Here is a 17,820-nt window from a genome sequence, read left to right as displayed (position 1 = left end):
TCATCGCGAGACGGCGCGCTCCGCGCGTCGCCTCTGTAGCAAGCAAACTCCAGGCCCTGCTAGTCTGCTTGCCAAAGATGGAATTGAATGGGTCGTCTGGAATGCGGTATTCAGTTATTGAGGTTTTAAAAGACCGAGACAATTATTGCAATTGTCCGGTTTTTTTCGTTGGGAAGCTTCCCAACCAATAGGACGTATTCACGTATGCATACCCTTCGCTTTGGCGCCGTTATTCCTGCTTTGCCTTACTGCCGTGGTGGATCAGCCCACATAATCCCTGATACGCGGAGCCCTGAGTTTAGGGGGTTTATGAATGAGGCCCGATTGCCTGCGGGTTACTATGGTGTTGAGGTTAAGGCCATTCCTGAAACAGGCGCATGGGTCAGCGCCCAGGGGCCAAACGGCGATATACAACAATATCTGTCCCTGCAGGCGACGATCTTCATGACGCCTCAAGTGGAGAGTCAGAATCCGGCGCCTCCAGTCAAGATTGCAGCTCGTGTGGTGTATGGTCCCGGAGAATGCCCAACACTTGTCACGGGAGCTGATTTAAAGGAGTTAGACTGTATAGCCTTTCGCGCAGCAGGTAAGGAGTCTTAACAATGCGGGCTGCGCCTGTCCACTTCGGGGCCCGGGGTTTCGCTCAGGGGGACCCGCGCGACACTAGAGAGGCATTTAAATTCGAGAGTCCCGCATGACCGCCGGAACGCTTTGGTCGTTCGAGCCGCTGGCGCTGGGCTGCGACGTGGAATCCGTTGCGCGATTCGCCGATAAAGCGTCACAGCCTGCCTTTCTGGCGCGCGTCTACGCCCCGGACGAGATCGCCTATTGCTGCGCGCGCGCAAATCCTGCGCCGCATCTGGCAGCGCGCTTCTGCGCCAAGGAAGCCAGCATTAAGGCCCTGCGCAGCCTCTGCCCCGACGCCCCTTCAGTACGCCTCAACGCCATCGAAGTGATTCGCCTTGCCGGGCAGGCGCCGCGCCTGGCGATTCATCATCCGGCGTTTTCGGGCGTAGACCTGCAAGTGAGCCTGTCTCACACCGACGACATCGCGATGGCGGTGGTCACCGCGCGCGGCGCTATCCAGCTTTGACAGCCCCTGCGGGCATTGAGGCGCAATCCTGCCGACGTGCGCGGTTTTGGGTATAATAAACCGCCTGTCTTGTATGAGCGATCCCATGACGACCCCCACCTCTCCATCGCCGCACTACGCTGCCGCCCACGACCCCGCCTCGCCGAATCTTTCGGTTCAGGCAGATGACATTCTGGTTCGCGCCGCAGAGGGCGGCCTTAGCGAGATTCGTCGTCGCTCAACGGGCCAGCGGTTGGGGGCGTTGACGATGCGCGCCGATGCCACGGCCCACCTGACCCTGTTTGAAGGGCGTGGCGGATTTTGCGCCATTGCATCCACCCCCGCCCACACGCGTTATATCGGTCTGCCGGGCTCAGAAATCCAGGTAGGCGGCGTATCCGTGAGCCTGTCCGGTCCCTTTATCCAGCCCGCGTTTGTCACAGCGCCCGCACGACCGCACCCCGTTGGCCGACAAAACGTATCGCCTTACGCTATGATTCTCGGCGCGGGTATGGCCACGCGCTTTGAGCCGGTTTCAGGCGAATTTACCCAATACGCCAAGCCCGCCGCCCCGCTGATTCACGGGAAGTCCGTTATCCGCCTTATCGCCGAACAACTGACGCGCCAAGGCTTTCACGAGATTTTCATCAATACCTACTTTAAGCCCGAATCGCTGAAAGCGGGTCTACAAGGGGTGGATGGCGCGACCATCCGCTATATTGACGAGCCGAGTCCCTCGGGGACCGCAGGCGCGTTGCGCAAAATTCTTCAGGCTCCTGAGCAATTCGCGGGTTATCTGGACTTGGCTCGGCCCTTGTTGATTGTCCAGGGCGACGCCTTCAGCAACGCCGATCTCGCCTCGCTGATGGCGGCGCACGTGCGCGAGGGCGCTGCCGTAACGATTGGCTGTATGATCAAACCCGATGAGGACGTCGACAAGTTCGGAATTGTCGCCACCAATCACGCCGGGGCGGATGGCGTGTCCGGTCAGGTTCAGATGTTTCTGGAAAAGCCCTCGCTGGAGGTCGCCGGCCCGCATCGACTGGCCAATACCGGCTTTTACCTCTTCGCCCCCGAGACGTTTCCGCTCATTGAGGCGATTTATGCGCGCAAACTTGCCGAAGCCCGCCAAGAAGCGATTGCCGACGGCAAAACGCCGCCCGACGACGTCTTGCTTGATTTCGCCCTGGACGTATTTCCCGACCTGCTGCGCCGCACCCAGGCCGGAACCCTGCGCAACGCCGCCGGCGAGCCGATGGCTTTCTGGGCTGAGCTGGTCGAAGGCTACTGGAGCGATATCGGAAATCCGACGCAATACATTCAGACGCTGCGAGACGCCTACGGCGGTTATCTCGACGTGACGCGCTCGCCTCGGGACGCCGACTATTACGACGACGAGACAGGCGCCTGTTACTGGCCCGGCGCACGCCAACGCGCAACCGTTGAAGGCGCGCGCGTTCATGGCAATGTCATCGTCGCCGTGCCGTTTGATTGCCCGCCGTCTTGACGTGCCCTTTCCCAACAAAAACGCCGAGACCCGAGCCAGGTCGCGGCGAAGAATGAGCATTGCTGAGTTGTTGAGGAAGACAGCCTGTTGGATTGAATCCGGCCTATAGATTCGTTGTGCTATAAAACCAATCAAGTCTCAACATCTTTAATATATACTTTTTGCGTGTGTCGTCCATCGACCATCTGGAGGAATTGACGACGAGGAATCGAGCGGACACGCCAGGCTATTTTCCATTACCATGCATCACTCTTCTATATGAGATTTATAGCGCCTCAACTTATATAAGGGACATACGGAGCCGAAGCCAAGCGTCGGTAAGCGCGACGCCCTGCGCCACAGAAAGAGCATCCCAACGATAAGGGCTCCACTATAACGGCTATTGGGTGGGAAGCTTCTACCACAATGGACGGATGGCACGTTGGTAATAAATTTTGCATTGAAGAAAAATGCTACCGATAAAACCATCGTGCTTTATATCCTCTTGAGTCAGTGTGAATAATATTGGACCGGCTACCGCCGTATTTCCCCAGTCCGCCATCCTGCCATCCTGGATCAACAAATTTATAAAATGGGATGGGAGGACAAGAGGGTCGCGTCGCCATCTGTCCCGTATTTTGACGAGCCAGTAGCCCTAACACTGAATTAGGTGCGTGTATTCGGGAATTTCTACAAGACGGCGTTGATGTTTGCTTTCGAGTCGCGTCAGCGCATCCCTGACAATGATCGATGGCCTAGGTGGTGTCGACATTCACACTTCCCCTAATTAGGAATCCGTGATCTACTATCCTTGTTGGTTATGCGAGGATAGAGAGATGGAATTAACGGATGAGCAGTGGGAGAAAATCAAGGACGCCCTGCCGGGGAAGGCCGGTGATCCGGGCAGAACGGCGTCGGACAATCGTTTGTTTGTGGAGGCCGTCTATTGGGTGGGCAGAAACGGAGGCCGCTGGCGGTCTTTACCACCGGAGTTCGGTAAATGGTATAGCGTGCACAAGCGTTTCTTACGCTGGGCTGAAAAGGGTGTATGGCAGATGATTTTCAATACACTGGCAGCAGATGCGGACACCGAATGGCTCATGATTGATTCCACCATTATCCGGGCGCACCAATGCGCGGCAGGGGCAAAAAAAGCGCTGGTCCCCAAGCGTTAGGGAGAAGCCGGGGAGGCTTTTCCACCAAGATTCATGCCACATGCGATAGTCACGGAAACCCGCTGCGCTTTATCCTGACTCGCGGCCAAGCATCTGACCACACACAAGCGCACGCTTTGCTCGCGAATCTTCCGGCAGAAGAGGCTATTCTGGCTGACAAAGGGTATGATTCGGATGCTTTGGCAGACTCAATCTCAGAAATTGGAGTGCAGCGTGTGATTCCGCCCACAAAAAACCGGAAAGAACAAAGAGAATACGATACCCATCTCTACAAAGAGCGCAACCAAATTGAGCGTCTGTTCAACAAGCTTAAAAACTTTCGACGTGTCGCTACCCGCTATGACAAGCTGGATATAGCCTTTTTGAGCTTTATTCACCTAGCCGCTATCTACCTCTGGCTAAAATGAATGTCGACACTGCCTAGCCTTAGAAGTTTCCACGGGTTGATAAGTCGTCAGCGGCGACGAGGGCCTTCGATAAGGACGGCTTTGCGAATGCTCTGGATCAGGCAACTGGCGCCCTTTGGCGCGAAATATCTGGATTGATTTGAGAAAGATGGAGTCGCAAAGCCGCTGAAAACTTCCGGCGCTTTGTATGGCAGCTCTTGAATTGCGGCTATAATTTTAAACATAGAATTTAGGGTGTCCAGAAAGCTGTGCTAAAACCGAAAAAGCGCAACTCTTAGAGGGCGCCTTTTAGAAAAGACCTGTCACTGTTTTCCTATTTTTAATGATGTTTTGAGGATTTAAATAATTTTTTGAAACAGAAGACCCCCAACGCTAAAATCGAATACAGGCCAATCAAAATAAGGCTGCCATTTAAAAAAATCGATAGCATATTACTTTGAAAGTCCATTTCATGAAAAGCGCCTGGGAAATAGGCCCCCGCAATAACCGAACTGGTTACGCCACCCAAAAAACCTGCCAACAAAGAAAACAGACCGATTTCTTTAACGGTTTTAAAGCGCCAAAGAAACGTAAACACAATGAGAAGATAGCATCCTAGAATAATTCCCTTTCCCGGAACAGGAGACCCGGAATTAGCAACCATAAGCCACAAATAGGAAAAGCCGCTATGTAAAACGGTGGATATTAAAACTGGCCAGATAACATTTCTCACCGACGTTTCCTTTTCGGGTAATGGGCTTCAATTTCAATTATAGCAGTGCCATGTATTATCGGCCCAAGCAAACTCCCATCACTATGGCCAAGATCAATACAGCCAGCACTGCCAGGCTTATCACCTCCATGAATATAAAAATCTTTTCGGCCAAAAGTATTAATCTTCGGATCGGGATATAAAGGAACACGGCATAGGCCCCATTCGCCCCAGAAATTTTTTGCAATAGAGCGCAAAGGGTTATAAAAAATATATTTTATATCCAGATAATACAGTCCTTCTGAAATAGGGCCTTGGTTTTTTTGTGGGATCGGAATTACCGACACCACCTGATGTAGCAGAATCAGCAACACTTTTAACAAGCTTATAATTTTCATATTGTCGATCTGTTAATGTATCCCCATCAAATTTCGTTTAAATCAGCATTCTTCTTATCTTTTGTCGCAATTATCTGCTTTAGCGTTAAATGTCGGCCTGTTTTCTGAAAATAACGAATATCTTCTAGGGAAAAATAGAGAGCATCTTCTGCGCGAATGGGAACGCCTTTAACATAAAGATTACCGTCCTTATCCTGTTCTGCATAACCGACCATATTTTTGGCCATTTTTTGTTCAGCATATAAACGGGCAGCATCTACTTTCCTGTGGGTAGTTGAAGTTAAAGCGTCATATTTCTGAAGATCAATGGCATGAAACAACTGCTTCATTTCGCTATCGCTCAAAACGTCTCCCCGGTGCAGCTTTGACCAGAGATCCTGCTTGCCGTCATAACGATTAAAGTTTCCGTATCAGGCGCTTGAGGACGAGATGGGCGCGGCGCCATCTGTCCCGTATTTTGACGCGTTAACTCTAACAGTGGACGAGGTTGCGTGTACTCAGGAATTTCCTGTAGTCTTTACTAAAGACAATCAAAAAGCTTTCGAGGTCTTCTTTTGCCACGATATACTCTCCAATACTATTCATCGCCACCTTTCATGGCATTATCATCACGCTGGTTGAAGTGGCCAAAAAGCATATCTCCCTGCTCAACGTCCTAGCCACCTCGCTTCCTTTGAGCAGAGATCCGAAAACTCACAAGGGATTTCAGCAATGTTGTTATTCTCCTCCCTCCAAAATATATTACAAAATTTCAAAATTCCGGAAAAAATTTTTAAAAAAATAAAAAATTTAAGCGTCAAGCAGATTTTGTTGACATTAGGCATCTTATACGCCTTGGGCCTGATCATTCCTGTACTATCCCTGTTGGCGTTGGGATCAGCTAATTATCAATTATACAAACACAGTCCTCTTGGCGTATATTCTGTTGTTACTGTCGAATATTTTTTAAATGCTATCTCAACTTTCCTCTATTTAATGTTGGCTCAGAAGCTTAAAGGCCCCATAAATATAATTATTTATCTTCTTGCGTTTTTCACAATTCTTATGTTCCCATTCTTGTTTTTATTCGTTTTTTTGCTTTATTTCGCCTATGATTGCTGGTTTTTTAATGACTGTTTTCTTAGCGCGTTACATTAAATTATTTATTTATTTCTAAAATACTGGTCATAGCCCTCGCTCATGGCATGGTTATCACGCTCATTAAGATCCCCCAAATATTGACCGCCCAGACTACCAGCTAGCCAAGCCGCTCCATACATTTCTTCTTTGCTTAGCATACCTGCTGCTGAGGCATAGCCATAAGCATAGTTTGAGAGATAACCCGCTGTGACAAGTTTATTTATTATAAATCGAGAACTCATCTGTGGTTTTAACATAGCCATTATTTTCATATTGAATCTCTCCTTGCAGATTAAACAACACCGCTTGTCCAGGGAGTTCATTATTAACCTGTAAGTCCCAAGGCTTATTATTTCCAAAGTTTCTTTTAAAGACCGGATAGACTCCATCGCCAGAAACAATCCCACTAAATTTACCATCTTTTAAAAAGGCCTGTTTTGTTTTATTTTTAATTTCAACCAGCACCTTATTATACTGTTCAGTAACATCGGGATAATTTTGACGGTAGTAATTTTGTTCTCGCATTAAGAGTCCGGACAAATCCAGTGGCGTATTCTTTGGACCGATATGTGGATATCTTGAGGGCGGAAATTGTTCGTTCTCAACAAGAGAATCTATGAACTCACGAGATTTTTGTGACGCTTCTGCCGTACCATAAGCCCGATTGCCGATGACAATGTACCCATCCTCTGTTCGTAAGGCATTCGGGCCGGTTAATATTGCAATGATAGCTTTTTCAAGTTCCAGTTTAATTGCGTTTGCCTCAGCCTCTTGGCCTTGCTTAACCATGGTTAGATAGTGCATGTGCAGCGTATGGGCAAATTGGTTCCATTCATTCAAAGAACTTAAAGGCTCCCCCCGTCGAAGCTTATCCGTTAAATTGATAGGGGTTCCATGCTTTTGCTTCAAATAAGAATCGGGTACGCGATGCAGAATATCTAACGGCTGCCTGGGAATCCCATGGTTGGAATAACCAGGAATTCTTGCTCCAACATTAATTTGACGTTGATACTGTCGACGGTAATTGTTTTGTAACATCTGTTCCTGCAATGCTTTTATCTTCGCTTGCTGCATGGCCAATTCTTGTTGCTGACGGCTCGTCTGAAGGTCAGCTTGCGTCTTTGGGCTTGACGCATGCGCCAGATTCGCCTCAATCTGCGCCCAGTCCTCTTGAATGGGAGCAGACGCCCCCCTCCCGAAATTCGGATCCAGCGCGCGCAGCAAGGCGTCACTGGATGACGGCGGCGTCTCAAAGATTTCCGTATCAGGCGTCTGAGGACGAGAAGGGCGCGGCGCCATCTGCCCCGTATTTTGACGAGTCAACTCTAACGCCTCGCCCCCCCCGATTCTGCCCTCCATGAAGGAGGCGGCCGGTTTTCCGGTGGCCTCCTGTTTTTTGATATCCTTCACATATTTATTGTGGTATTCTCTATTAAATTATTTATAAATCGAGGAACTTGTTATGCGCATCTTCTTCGCCGTTATATTAGGCTTTTCTCTGGCTATAGGCATTGCTTACGCCAAAGAAGGAATGAGTGGGTACGATTATTTATGGCAAGCTTTTCAACCAGTCTATAGAAACTGCAATTTTGATAAAAGAGGGCCCGAAGAAAGCCCTAAGTGCCGAAAAGCGATTAATAAATATTTAAACCAAAGCCTGCACATTCTTATGCCAGAAGGTTAATTTATAAGGGCTTTTGAAAAATACCCGCATAATTCTTGGAACAATTGGCGTTACCATTGTCTCGGTACAATAACGGATTCCCTTTAATTCGCCCAGAATTTGCCACATTGTCTAAGACACCCAACTTCTAGCCGCTTCCTTTCAAAAGATTGGGGAACAAAGTCCTCTTTTTTTGAACGGTCCTCAACAGGTCACTACAGCCAACCTGGCGGAATATATTTCATTTGTTCTCTCGGATTCCAGCCAGATGGGGGCATTTCATCTCTATCGTCCCATTTCATACCCTTGGCAATCCATTTCTGGCGGTAAGCCCGTGTGCTGTCCAGGGTAAAGTCTTCGTTTCCAGCTTCACAACCACAGCAAGGGCAAATATCATAAGTTGCCCCATCTTCGGGATCCCACACAGGGCCGGGATAACGCCATCCACAAACCCGACAACGACTCCGGGCTTCCAAGTCATCCATTACTTATCAAAAATTCCTTTCAAAAGATTGGGGAACAAAGTCCTCTGCTTTTGAACGGTCCTCAACAGGTCACTACAGCCAACCTGGCGGAATATATTTCATTTGTTCTCTCGGATTCCAGCCAGATGGGGGCATTTCATCTCTATCGTCCCATTTCATACCCTTGGCAATCCATTTCTGTCGGTAAGCCCGCGTACTCTCCAGGGTAAAGTCTTCGTGTCCAGCTTCACAACCACAGGAAAAGCAAATATCATAAGTCGCCCCCTCTTCGGGATCCCACACAGGGCGGGAATAACGCCATCCGCAAACACGACAACGACTCCGGGCTTCTAAGTCATCCATTACTTATCAAAAATTCCTTTCAAAAGATTGGGGAACAAAGTCCTCTGTTTTTGAACGGTCCTCGACAGGTCACTACAGCCAATTGGGCGGGATGTATTTCATTTGCTCTTTTGGATTCCAGTTGGGTGGTATCGGCCTACAGGCTGGATCAGGATATACCCATTTCATTCCACCATCAATCCATTTTTGGCGATATTCTCGGGTCTCTTCAAGAGTAAAATCATGGTTGCCAGCTTCACAACCACAAGAGGGACAAATACAATAAGTAGGGTCTTCTCCGTCAACCCAAAATTCCCCTTGTTCTAAATAGCCACAAACCCGGCATCGGCAATATTCTTCTTTTGTCATACTATTTAGTACCTTCCCAGGGGTTGTAAACCTCTATACCGGGCTGGCTCTTAAAATACTGCTCGGGAGTACCCGTTGTACGATGAAACACTGTACGAGGGGCACCTTTAGCCTCTTGTATGATAACAATATAAGGACTACCATTGTCCGAATCTATAACATAGCGTTTTGTACCCCATTTGTCTATCTTTAAACCGATATTGGCAGGCAGACTTTGAAATCGCTCAATATGGTCAAGAAATTCATGCACTTTCTGTACATATCGTGGATCACCCGGCTTTAGCTCAAAAACTTCTGGATGATGTTGAAATCCTAAGTGCTCATAAGCGTTTTGTACTGGGTTTCTGAATAGGCCTGATGACCAGAAGGGTCGATTAAAAGGATAGTTATCAGGCAAGGGGCCATCCGGGTTCATTAGTTTGGCGATGTCGTCATTTGTCCAATTATACTCTTTTTTGAGATAATTGACATATTGATCAATGGTCTTTGTTGAATAGTCGGGATTCCTTTCAAAGCGCCGGATCAGCGCCTGGAATGCGGGGGCGGAAGTCTGAACGAGTTTCAGCAGACCTGCCCCAGCGCCTGCGGCAATAGCGCCGTCAATCAGTCGGTCTGCCACATTCAACTGGTTTTCCCAGCTCAGGTCGCCTTCACGCCGAAACGCGGCGGCGCCTGCGCCGGAAATAATGGCTTCGTCGGTAAGCGCGCCCAGTCCCGCAGAAGTCAACAGGCCCTGTCCCCACAACCCTTCAGCAGCCAATGGCGCCAAACCTCCGGCCGCCTCAACCCAATGATTGTTCGTCACTTCCGGGCTTGCGCCCAAAATCTCTCCCGATTTTCGCGCATCGTTTGTAAAATCTGCATAACCCAACGTTCCATATTTGAGCGCGCCGGTAGATGCCAGCATCGTGGCTGTGGCCAGATCGGCAGCCAGCCGCCGGGCTTCCTCCAAAGAGCTGGTAGATTTCGATTGAAGCGCCTTGAGATGCTCTTGAAGCTGGGCCGTACTCAAACGGGTATCCGTCTTGTGGAAATGCTCCATATCCAATGTGATTGCATAACGGGCTTCCATCTCCGTGAGCGTCATCCCCCGGTATTTAACGTTGCCGTCCGAGGTTCTTTCGGCATCATGAAACGCATTCTTCTTAAGCTTCTGAAGCGCGTAATCCTCTGCTTGCGCTGCTGTTGCCCTCTTCGCCGCATCATTTATTCCATATCTTTCTAAATCAATGGCATGAAATAACTGCTTCATTTCGATATCGCTCAAGACGTCTCCCCGGTGCAGCTTTGACCAGAGATCCTGTTTGCCGTCATAACGATTATTGTGAACCGCTTGCGGGAAATTATCCTGGTTAAACTGAGACGCCGCCTGCCTTCGCAAGCTTCGAGCCTGTTCTTCAGCTAAGCGCAATTGCGCTTGCTGATTCTGCCGCTGAAGTTCCGCCAGTTGGCGGGCTTGGGCCTGCTGAACCTGCTGTTGATAAGTCAGGGGGGTTGACGCATGCGCCAGATTCGCCTCAATCTGCGCCCAGTCCTCTCACTCCCTCCCTGAGGGAGGCCGCCGGTTTTTCGGCAGCCCCCTATTTTTGAAACGCCCTCAATGTTATAATGCAGTGGCAAAGAATCAACAATTTACTAGGTTTATGCCATGCTCACACAAAATAATCCTAGAAAAATGAAAACAACCGCCCCCATGTTTTGCTTCTGGGGGGCAGTTGCTTGCTTTGTCTTTGGTTATTTGGCACCGGCTTTATTTACCCCTGATTTTTTTGAGTTCTTCCCTTCGCCAATATTAGGTTATTGCCAATTAACTCTTTTTGCAATTATAACAATTTTAAGCTTAATAAGCATAATCTTAAATAAAAGCTGGCTTGTTAAAATTATAAGTATTCTTTTATTTGCCTTTGGGTTGATTTCTACAGGTGGAATGCTTCTGTTTGCTTTTGTAATAATATGCTAGATTATTTAACTCCCCAATATAAGCCATCAGGTAATCGCAGCTCTTTAGGAACTCGATATAATAACGGATTCCCTTTAATTCGCCCAGAATTTGCCACATTGTCTAAGACACCCAACTTCTAGCCGCTTCCTTTCAAAAGATTGGGGAACAAAGTCCTCTGTTTTTGAACGGTCCTCGATAGGTCACTACAGCCAACCTGGCGGAATATATTTCATTTGTTCTTTCGGGCTCCAGCCAGATGAGGGCTTTCGATCTGTATAGTACCATTTCATACCCTTGGCAATCCATTTCTGTCGGTAAGCCCGCGTACTCTCCAGGGTAAAGTCTTCGTGTCCAGCTTCACAACCACAGGAAAAGCAAATATCATAAGTCGCCCCCTCTTCAGGATCCCACACAGGGCCGGAATAACGCCATCCACAAACCCGACAACGACTCCGGGCTTCTAAGTCATCCATTATTTATCAAAAATTCCTTTCAAAAGATTGGGGAACAAAGTCCTCTGTTTTTGAACGGCCCTCGATAGATCACTACAGCCAATTTGGTGGTATGTATTTCATTTGCTCATGAGGGTTCCATCCGGCAGGGCAATGCTCGTTTACGCCCCACCATTTCATACCGCTATCAGCCCATTTTTGACGGTAATAACGGACAATCTCAAGTGTCATATCATCTTCTCCTGCTTGGCATCCACAAGCAGGACAAATACCATAATCAGTATGCTCGCCCTCCCATATAGGGATTGAGGAGAGAAAGCCGCAGATTCTACAATTGAATTCTTTATTTTTATTCATTTATTTAAATTTCCCGTAGTAAGTGCCTGTTCTGGTATCAAACCATTGCCGTCCTAATTTTGGCCTGTATATACTTTGCATTACGCCGTTTGCGTCCTGGACCATAAAGATATTACTAGATTCATGATAGTATAAACGCTGGCCATTTGGCGTTATTTTTAATTCCGTTCCAGTCGGAAGATTACCTCTAAAGCTATGAGCAACATCACCATAATATGTATAATCTTTCGGATATATTTCTGAAAATTCTGGAAGATGTTTGTCACCATGATATTCTAAATTATCCATAAAATTAGGGAAGCCCCCTTTCGTCCAGACCCGCTGTTCACCTAGTCGATACGGGCTGTTGTGGGGCGGGACGTTGGTTTTTCCGATGAGGAAGTCCAGTTCGTGCTGGGTCATGCCTTGATCATTTTTGACTCGGTTTAAAAACTCATTCAAAGTAATATTCTTTCCGTCTACCGGCAACCTGAAACCGGTAACCTGTTTGAATCGCTGCACGACAGCCTCAAACACCGGCTTGGAAACATAGGCAAGTTTGACCAGCGCCGCACCGGCTCCAGCGCCAATCGCCGTATCAACCAGACGATCGCCTGCTGCCAATTGGGTCTCCCAAGCCAGCTCACCTTCTCGGCGTTGAACTCCTCCGATTGTCGCTCCAGCGATCGCGCCCGAGGCCAATTTACTCGTCCTTGCAGCGGCTTCAAAGACTTTTCCTGCCGGAAGCCCCATACCGATTACATCGCCAACGGTTTGCGGGTTAAAGTAGGGATTTTCGGCAATGGCCGAATTCGCGCCAATAATTTGAGACGTCCTCTTGGCATCATCGATAAAATCTGCATAACCCAGCGTGGCGCCCTTCAACAGGCCCGTACTCATCAACATAGCGGCGGACGCCAGATCGGCAGCCAGCCGCCGCGCCCCCTCCAAAGAGCTGGTAGATTTCGATTGAAGCGCCTTGAGATGCTCTTGAAGCTGGGCCGTACTCAAACGGGTATCCGTCTTGTGGAAATGCTCCATATCCAATGTGATTGCATAACGGGCTTCCATCTCCGTGAGCGTCATCCCCCGGTATTTAACGTTGCCGTCCGAGGTTCTTTCGGCATCATGAAACGCATTATTCTTAAGCTTCTGAAGCGCGTAATCCTCCGCTTGCGCTGCGGCTGCCCTCTTCGCCGCATCATTTATTCCATATCTTTCTAAATCAATGGCATGAAACAACTGCTTCATTTCGATATCACTCAAAACGTCTCCCCGGTGCAGCTTTGACCAGAGATCCTGCTTACCGTCATAACGATTAAAGTTTCCGTATCAGGCGCTTGAGAACGCAAGGGGCGCGGCGCCATCTGTCCCGTATTTTGATGAGCGCCCCTGACACTTCACTCCCTCCCTGAGGGAGGCTGCCGGTTTTTCGGCAGCCTCCTATTTTTTGAAACGCCCTAAATGTTATAATGCAGTGGCAAAGAATCAGCAGTTTACTAGGTTTATGCCATGTCCACAAAAAAAGATCCTAACAAAGAAAAGGCAACCAACCCCATGTTTTGGTTCTGGGGGGCAGTTGTTTGTTTTATTTTCGGTTATTTAGTGCCTAGCTTATTAGGACCCTACTGGTCGGAAATTATGCCTTATAAATTAGGAGTGTATTATGGCCTTTTTGCAATAGGGATTCTAACGATTACAAGCCTAATTAGCTTAATTGTCAATAAGAATTTGTTTGTCAAAATACTCAGCATTATCTTGTTTTTAGTCGGCCTTATTTTTGAAGGAGGAATGCTTATGTTCATTTTAATCCCAATAAATTAGATTATTTGACTCCCCAAAATAAATCATCCGGCAATCGTCGTTCTTTGGGAACTCGGTATAATAACGGACCTCCTGTAATTCGCTGTTTTTAACCGCCTTGATACACTCGACATTTTGGGCAATGCATGCCAAAATTTCCAACTCATTTATGCTAATTGACTAATACTTTTTTATGAGTAAAATAAAACCATAGAATTTGCATTCCTCTGCAGGCTGACCAGATGACTTTTCTTTCTTCGATTTACCTGAAGGCATTAGCGCCTTTCCGCTTTCTTTTTGTTGTCAATATCCTTCTGGTAATTTGGTATTTCTTATATTGCAAAACCATTCCAGAATCGCATGTTGCAGCAGCAAAGGGGGTGTCTCTCCTTGTTTTTTATTTATTTGCAGGCGTTCCATTCATCATGGTAGATTTATTTTTAATTTTTACCATATTTGTTATTCAAAAAAATCGAAAAATACCTTTAATTTGTTTTTTTGCGAAGCCATGGCCTTTCAATCGTTATGTTGACATTCCTTTGCTTGCTATTGGAGCAATGGCAGTGTGTCTCGTCTTTTTTGAAACGCTACGAATTATTGCCACTGTTATAGCTGCTTACTTCTATACAAAGATCTATTTCCCAAATTCAACTTGATATTTCTGATAACCTTCTATAATTGCTTGGAGATCTGCTGGGTTGTCTAAACGTTGATTATTTAGAAGGGAAACGCCATTAGCGATAATAAGCGCTGCTTCTAATGGTAAGCGGCCAGCTGCTGAGGCATACCCAAAAATATAATTTGAAAACCATCCTGCTCGTCGTGCCTTGCCGTTATACAAGGCATATTGATCGATGGAATCAAATCTACCTGGTTTTTTAGGGTGGGAAATAGGTCTGCCATTCCTATCTAACCTTAAAGCTTGGCCAGGGAAATCAGGCCGACCTTGCATATCCCATTGGCCATTATTAGGGAAATTATGTTTAAGTGCGAACAGGCCTTGTATGGGGCTAAGTCTTTCCATCTCAGAACCAACCATTTTTAAGTATCGATCATATTCATGGGTTATATCATGTTTTTTTCGATCGAGCGACTTCTCGCCAGTGGGAAAAGGGGGTTCTGGAAATTTTTCATGCCTTTGGAAATATAATAAATATTTTTTTGCTATGTCTAATGCAAATTGGGGCTGATAGCCGCTGCCATTAACTACAATATAGCCATCCCCAAGCAATTTTTGATTCGGCCCATAGGACATATTGTAAGCAAGGGCCTCCGAAAGGACATCTTGATCTTTTCGAATAAACATTCGCTCTATATTATTTCTTGCATCAAAGAAAGCTAAGTCAGATTCATGAAAAATTTGTCGAAGCTCATTTTGAACAGGAATATTTCCTGTTGTTATTAAAGATTCGATTCTTTTTTTAAGCTGAGAGCGATATTTAGAATCTGATTGAAAAATTTGAGAATTTTTTGGAGATTCTTGTTCAAGATGCTGCTTGATTAACTGTGACTGCTCTTCAGCTAAACGCAATTGCGCTTGCTGATTCTGCCGCTGAAGTTCCGCCAGTTGGCGGGCTTGGGCCTGCTGAACCTGCTGTTGATAAGTCAGGGGGCTTGACGCATGCGCCAGATTCGCCTCAATCTGCGCCCAGTCCTCTTGAACAGGGGCAGACGGCCCCCTCCCGAAATTCGGATCCAGCGCGCGCAGCAAGGCGTCACTGGATGACGGCGGCGTCTCAAAGATTTCCGTATCAGCCGCTTGAGGACGAGAAGGGCGCGGCGCCATCTGTCCCGTATTTTGACGCGTTAACTCTAACAGTGGACGAGGTTGCGTGTACTCAGGAATTTCCATAAGACGGCGTTGATGCTCGCTTTCGAGTCGCTTCAGCGTATCGCGAACAATGCTCGATGGCTTGGCCTCAGGAATTTCCACGGGTTGATAAGGCGCAGGCGCTGGCGCTGGCTTTCTATAAGGAAGACTTGGCGAAGGCTCCGGATTCAGGCGACTGACGCCCTTTGGCGTGAAATACCCGGATTGATTCAGGGACGTCGCGGCCAGTCCCGTCGCAACGCCTTGCAGAATTTCCGGGGCATGTTCAATGACAGCGCCGCCAGCATCTTTCAAAATATCTATTACCCCGTTCAGGATACGGGACCATAAACCGCCTTTTTCATCGTAAAAGATCCCACCTTGCAGTGGTCCTTGAGAGGTATTCATTGGTATCTAAGGCTCCTTCTCTAAATAGCTCTAAAATTACACAGGTTGCTTTTATCACCTTACAATCTTTTGCTTAAGAACCATAGCGAATTAGGTTTACGATTTTGTAAGACCCTTCTCTCGCAAGGGTTTTCAGGTTGAAATCTTGCCAACTTTAGCTTGATATATCGTTACAATATACGATTTACGCCCGCCTCGCGGACTTTGAAGCGACTGAACGGCTGATGAGCCTACCCTTCAACGCTTTTGAGGAAAGCGGACGCGGTGATCGCCTCAGAGTGTAAAACTCCTGTTACAATTGAGTGACGCAAGCGAGCGGCTGCGCTGGACGCAAGGCGACTCGGGCTTAACAGACAGATGCTTCCCTTGGGTATGTTTCCCCGGCAGGATGGACGGATATGAACAAATTGCCTGGTTTTCAACATGATCTCTCCCGGTGTTGCCGCCTGTTGTTCTGGCTGGCGCTGGCCTTATCGGGCCTGAATATGCTGGCAGGCCTGTGGGAAAGCGCTCTGGCCAACCCGTCCATCTCTATCCGCAGCAAAACAGAGACCATTCAGACGGCGCAACCCAATAAAGTCCTGCGCCTGCGGCTCGATGACGAGATGATCAGCGGCATCAGCGCCGATTACATTCGCAACGGGATTGAACAAGCCGCGCGCAACGGAGCTTCAGCCGTCGTGATTGAACTCGACACGCCCGGCGGGCTGCTGAGCGCCACGCATACGATCGTCAAATCGATTCTGGCCTCACCGGTGCCGGTCATTACCTATGTCGCGCCGGAAGGCGGGCGCGCCGGATCGGCGGGGGTGTTTATCACAATGGCCTCCCATATCGCGGCGATGCATCCCGGAACGCGCATCGGCGCCGCTCATCCGGTGGATATGAATGGTCGCTGGCCACCGAAAGGCCCGGCGCTCGCGCCTCTGGACGAGGCTTCCCAACGCGTGATGGCCGAAAAAATCATCAACGACCAGACGGCCGCCATCCGCGCGCTGGCCGCCAGCCATGGCCGTAACCAGCAATGGGCGACGCTGGCGATTACCGACAGCGCGTCTCTCACCGCCGATGAAGCCCTCAAACGTAACGTCGTCGATATGGTCGCCCCCTCGCTGCAAACGCTGCTGATGCAAATCGATGGGCGAACCGTGCGCATTAACGGCCAACTGACGCCGCTGCGACTGGGCCAGCCCATTATTGAGACGATGACCTTCTCGACGCACGACCGCATTCTGAGTTTTCTGGCTGATCCGATGGTATTTTTCGTCTTGCTGACGCTGGGCCTGTTCGGGATTTTCTTTGAAGCCACGCATCCCGGCGTCGGCGTGGCGGGCGTTCTGGGCGGGCTCTGCCTGCTGCTGGCGCTGGTGGGCATTCATGCGCTATCGATCAACGTGGTAGGCGTCGGGTTGATGGTCGTGGGGATTCTGCTGTTTATTATCGAGATTTTTACGCCCACGATGGGGATTCTCTTTGCGTTGGGCGTCTTATGCCTGATGGTCGGCGCAGTCTTGCTATATCAGACCGGAGAACCCTATTTGCTGGCCGTCTTGCCCTACGTGCTGACGCTGACGCTGGCCTTATGCGCACTGGCGGGCTTCATTCTGTTTCGCGTGGTGAAAACCCACCGGCGCGCGCCTAAAGGCGCGGTTGACAAGCTAATTCATCAAATCGGGCGGCTGATGGACGACGTTGAGCCCGGCCAAAGCGGCAAGATGAAAGTCTACGGCGAAATCTGGGATGTTCAGCTGGACCCGCAGACCGCCCAAGGGTTGCGGTTAAATGATCGCGCGCGGGTTATCGGCGTGGATCGCGAACGCGGGCTGTTAAGCGTCGCGCCCCTGGAAGAAGACTCTTAAGAAGAAGATTCTTGGAAGAAGACT

The 17,820-nt window shown here is 48.6% G+C and carries 17 protein-coding genes and 1 pseudogene; 8 read left to right on the top strand and 10 right to left on the bottom strand.

All coding sequences use genetic code 11. The features are described 5' to 3' along the window. Nucleotides 1-309 precede the first annotated feature (309 nt). The 4 genes and pseudogenes from IPK79_08385 (at nt 310) to IPK79_08370 (ending at nt 4,140) form a co-directional block, all read left to right on the top strand. Nucleotides 310-600 carry a hypothetical protein gene (locus tag IPK79_08385; GenBank protein ID MBK8190452.1) on the top strand — a complete coding sequence of 97 codons (291 nt, stop codon included), beginning with the start codon at nt 310-312 and terminating at the stop codon, nt 598-600. A 94-nt stretch (nt 601-694) separates the two neighbouring features. Next, complete coding sequence (locus IPK79_08380; GenBank protein ID MBK8190451.1) at nt 695-1,093, top strand: 4'-phosphopantetheinyl transferase superfamily protein; 399 nt, start codon at nt 695-697, stop codon at nt 1,091-1,093. Nucleotides 1,094-1,178: 85 nt separating this feature from the next. Then, nucleotides 1,179-2,579, top strand: a complete 1,401-nt coding sequence (locus IPK79_08375) for a nucleotidyltransferase family protein (GenBank protein ID MBK8190450.1) — start codon at nt 1,179-1,181, stop codon at nt 2,577-2,579. 815 nt (nt 2,580-3,394) lie between these two features. Continuing rightward, a pseudogene (locus IPK79_08370) lies at nt 3,395-4,140 on the top strand (IS5 family transposase). Nucleotides 4,141-4,459: 319 nt separating this feature from the next. Here IPK79_08370 and IPK79_08365 read toward each other — a convergent pair. The 7 genes from IPK79_08365 to IPK79_08335 all read right to left on the bottom strand — a co-directional run bounded on the left by IPK79_08365 (nt 4,460) and on the right by IPK79_08335 (nt 10,597). Next, nucleotides 4,460-4,852 carry a hypothetical protein gene (locus IPK79_08365; GenBank protein MBK8190449.1) on the bottom strand — a complete coding sequence of 131 codons (393 nt, stop codon included), beginning with the start codon at nt 4,850-4,852 and terminating at the stop codon, nt 4,460-4,462. After that, nucleotides 4,849-5,229, bottom strand: coding sequence for a hypothetical protein (locus tag IPK79_08360; protein ID MBK8190448.1), 381 nt, complete (start codon nt 5,227-5,229; stop codon nt 4,849-4,851). Before IPK79_08360 ends, IPK79_08365 begins: the two co-directional genes overlap by 4 nt. Before the next feature lie 26 nt (nt 5,230-5,255). Beyond that, nucleotides 5,256-5,573 (bottom strand): hypothetical protein, encoded by a 318-nt coding sequence (locus IPK79_08355; protein ID MBK8190447.1) that lies wholly within the window; start codon nt 5,571-5,573, stop codon nt 5,256-5,258. A 798-nt stretch (nt 5,574-6,371) separates the two neighbouring features. Next, nucleotides 6,372-6,620, bottom strand: coding sequence for a hypothetical protein (locus IPK79_08350; GenBank protein MBK8190446.1), 249 nt, complete (start codon nt 6,618-6,620; stop codon nt 6,372-6,374). After that, nucleotides 6,565-7,758 (bottom strand): hypothetical protein, encoded by a 1,194-nt coding sequence (locus IPK79_08345; protein MBK8190445.1) that lies wholly within the window; start codon nt 7,756-7,758, stop codon nt 6,565-6,567. Before IPK79_08345 ends, IPK79_08350 begins: the two co-directional genes overlap by 56 nt. Nucleotides 7,759-8,910: 1,152 nt before the next feature. After that, a complete protein-coding gene (locus IPK79_08340; protein MBK8190444.1) occupies nt 8,911-9,186 on the bottom strand; it encodes a hypothetical protein in 276 nt (91 codons plus the stop codon). Nucleotide 9,187: 1 nt separating this feature from the next. Continuing rightward, on the bottom strand, nt 9,188-10,597 hold the full coding sequence (locus tag IPK79_08335) for a hypothetical protein (GenBank protein ID MBK8190443.1): 1,410 nt from the start codon (nt 10,595-10,597) through the stop codon (nt 9,188-9,190). 264 nt (nt 10,598-10,861) lie between these two features. Here IPK79_08335 and IPK79_08330 point away from each other — a divergent pair, with 264 nt between their 5' ends. Then, nucleotides 10,862-11,146, top strand: a complete 285-nt coding sequence (locus IPK79_08330) for a hypothetical protein (protein ID MBK8190442.1) — start codon at nt 10,862-10,864, stop codon at nt 11,144-11,146. Nucleotides 11,147-11,673: 527 nt separating this feature from the next. On the opposite strand, the gene IPK79_08325 is transcribed toward IPK79_08330, so the two are convergent. Next, a complete protein-coding gene (locus tag IPK79_08325) occupies nt 11,674-11,937 on the bottom strand; it encodes a hypothetical protein (GenBank protein MBK8190441.1) in 264 nt (87 codons plus the stop codon). Continuing rightward, nucleotides 11,938-13,182: a hypothetical protein gene (locus IPK79_08320; GenBank protein MBK8190440.1), complete on the bottom strand. Its 1,245-nt coding sequence runs from the start codon at nt 13,180-13,182 to the stop codon at nt 11,938-11,940. Between the two features lie 246 nt (nt 13,183-13,428). On the opposite strand from IPK79_08320, the gene IPK79_08315 reads away from it, so the two are divergent. Beyond that, on the top strand, nt 13,429-13,740 hold the full coding sequence (locus IPK79_08315) for a hypothetical protein (protein MBK8190439.1): 312 nt from the start codon (nt 13,429-13,431) through the stop codon (nt 13,738-13,740). Between the two features lie 221 nt (nt 13,741-13,961). After that, nucleotides 13,962-14,375: a hypothetical protein gene (locus IPK79_08310; protein ID MBK8190438.1), complete on the top strand. Its 414-nt coding sequence runs from the start codon at nt 13,962-13,964 to the stop codon at nt 14,373-14,375. Here the strand turns inward: IPK79_08310 and IPK79_08305 are convergent. Beyond that, the gene (locus IPK79_08305; protein MBK8190437.1) at nt 14,354-15,937 is read right to left on the bottom strand and encodes a hypothetical protein; all 1,584 of its coding nucleotides are present in this window, start codon (nt 15,935-15,937) and stop codon (nt 14,354-14,356) included. The two genes, IPK79_08310 and IPK79_08305, sit on opposite strands and share 22 nt — an antisense overlap. Before the next feature lie 398 nt (nt 15,938-16,335). Here IPK79_08305 and IPK79_08300 point away from each other — a divergent pair, with 398 nt between their 5' ends. Then, entirely contained in the window at nt 16,336-17,796 is a 1,461-nt protein-coding gene (locus IPK79_08300; protein ID MBK8190436.1) for a nodulation protein NfeD, read from the top strand. Nucleotides 17,797-17,820 lie beyond the last annotated feature (24 nt).

It is taken from the genome of Vampirovibrionales bacterium, from assembly GCA_016712355.1.
Taxonomy (GTDB): Bacteria; Cyanobacteriota; Vampirovibrionia; order Vampirovibrionales; family Vampirovibrionaceae; genus JADJRF01.
Note: the sequence above shows the minus strand (reverse complement) of the source record. Positions and strands in the feature narration are given on the sequence as shown.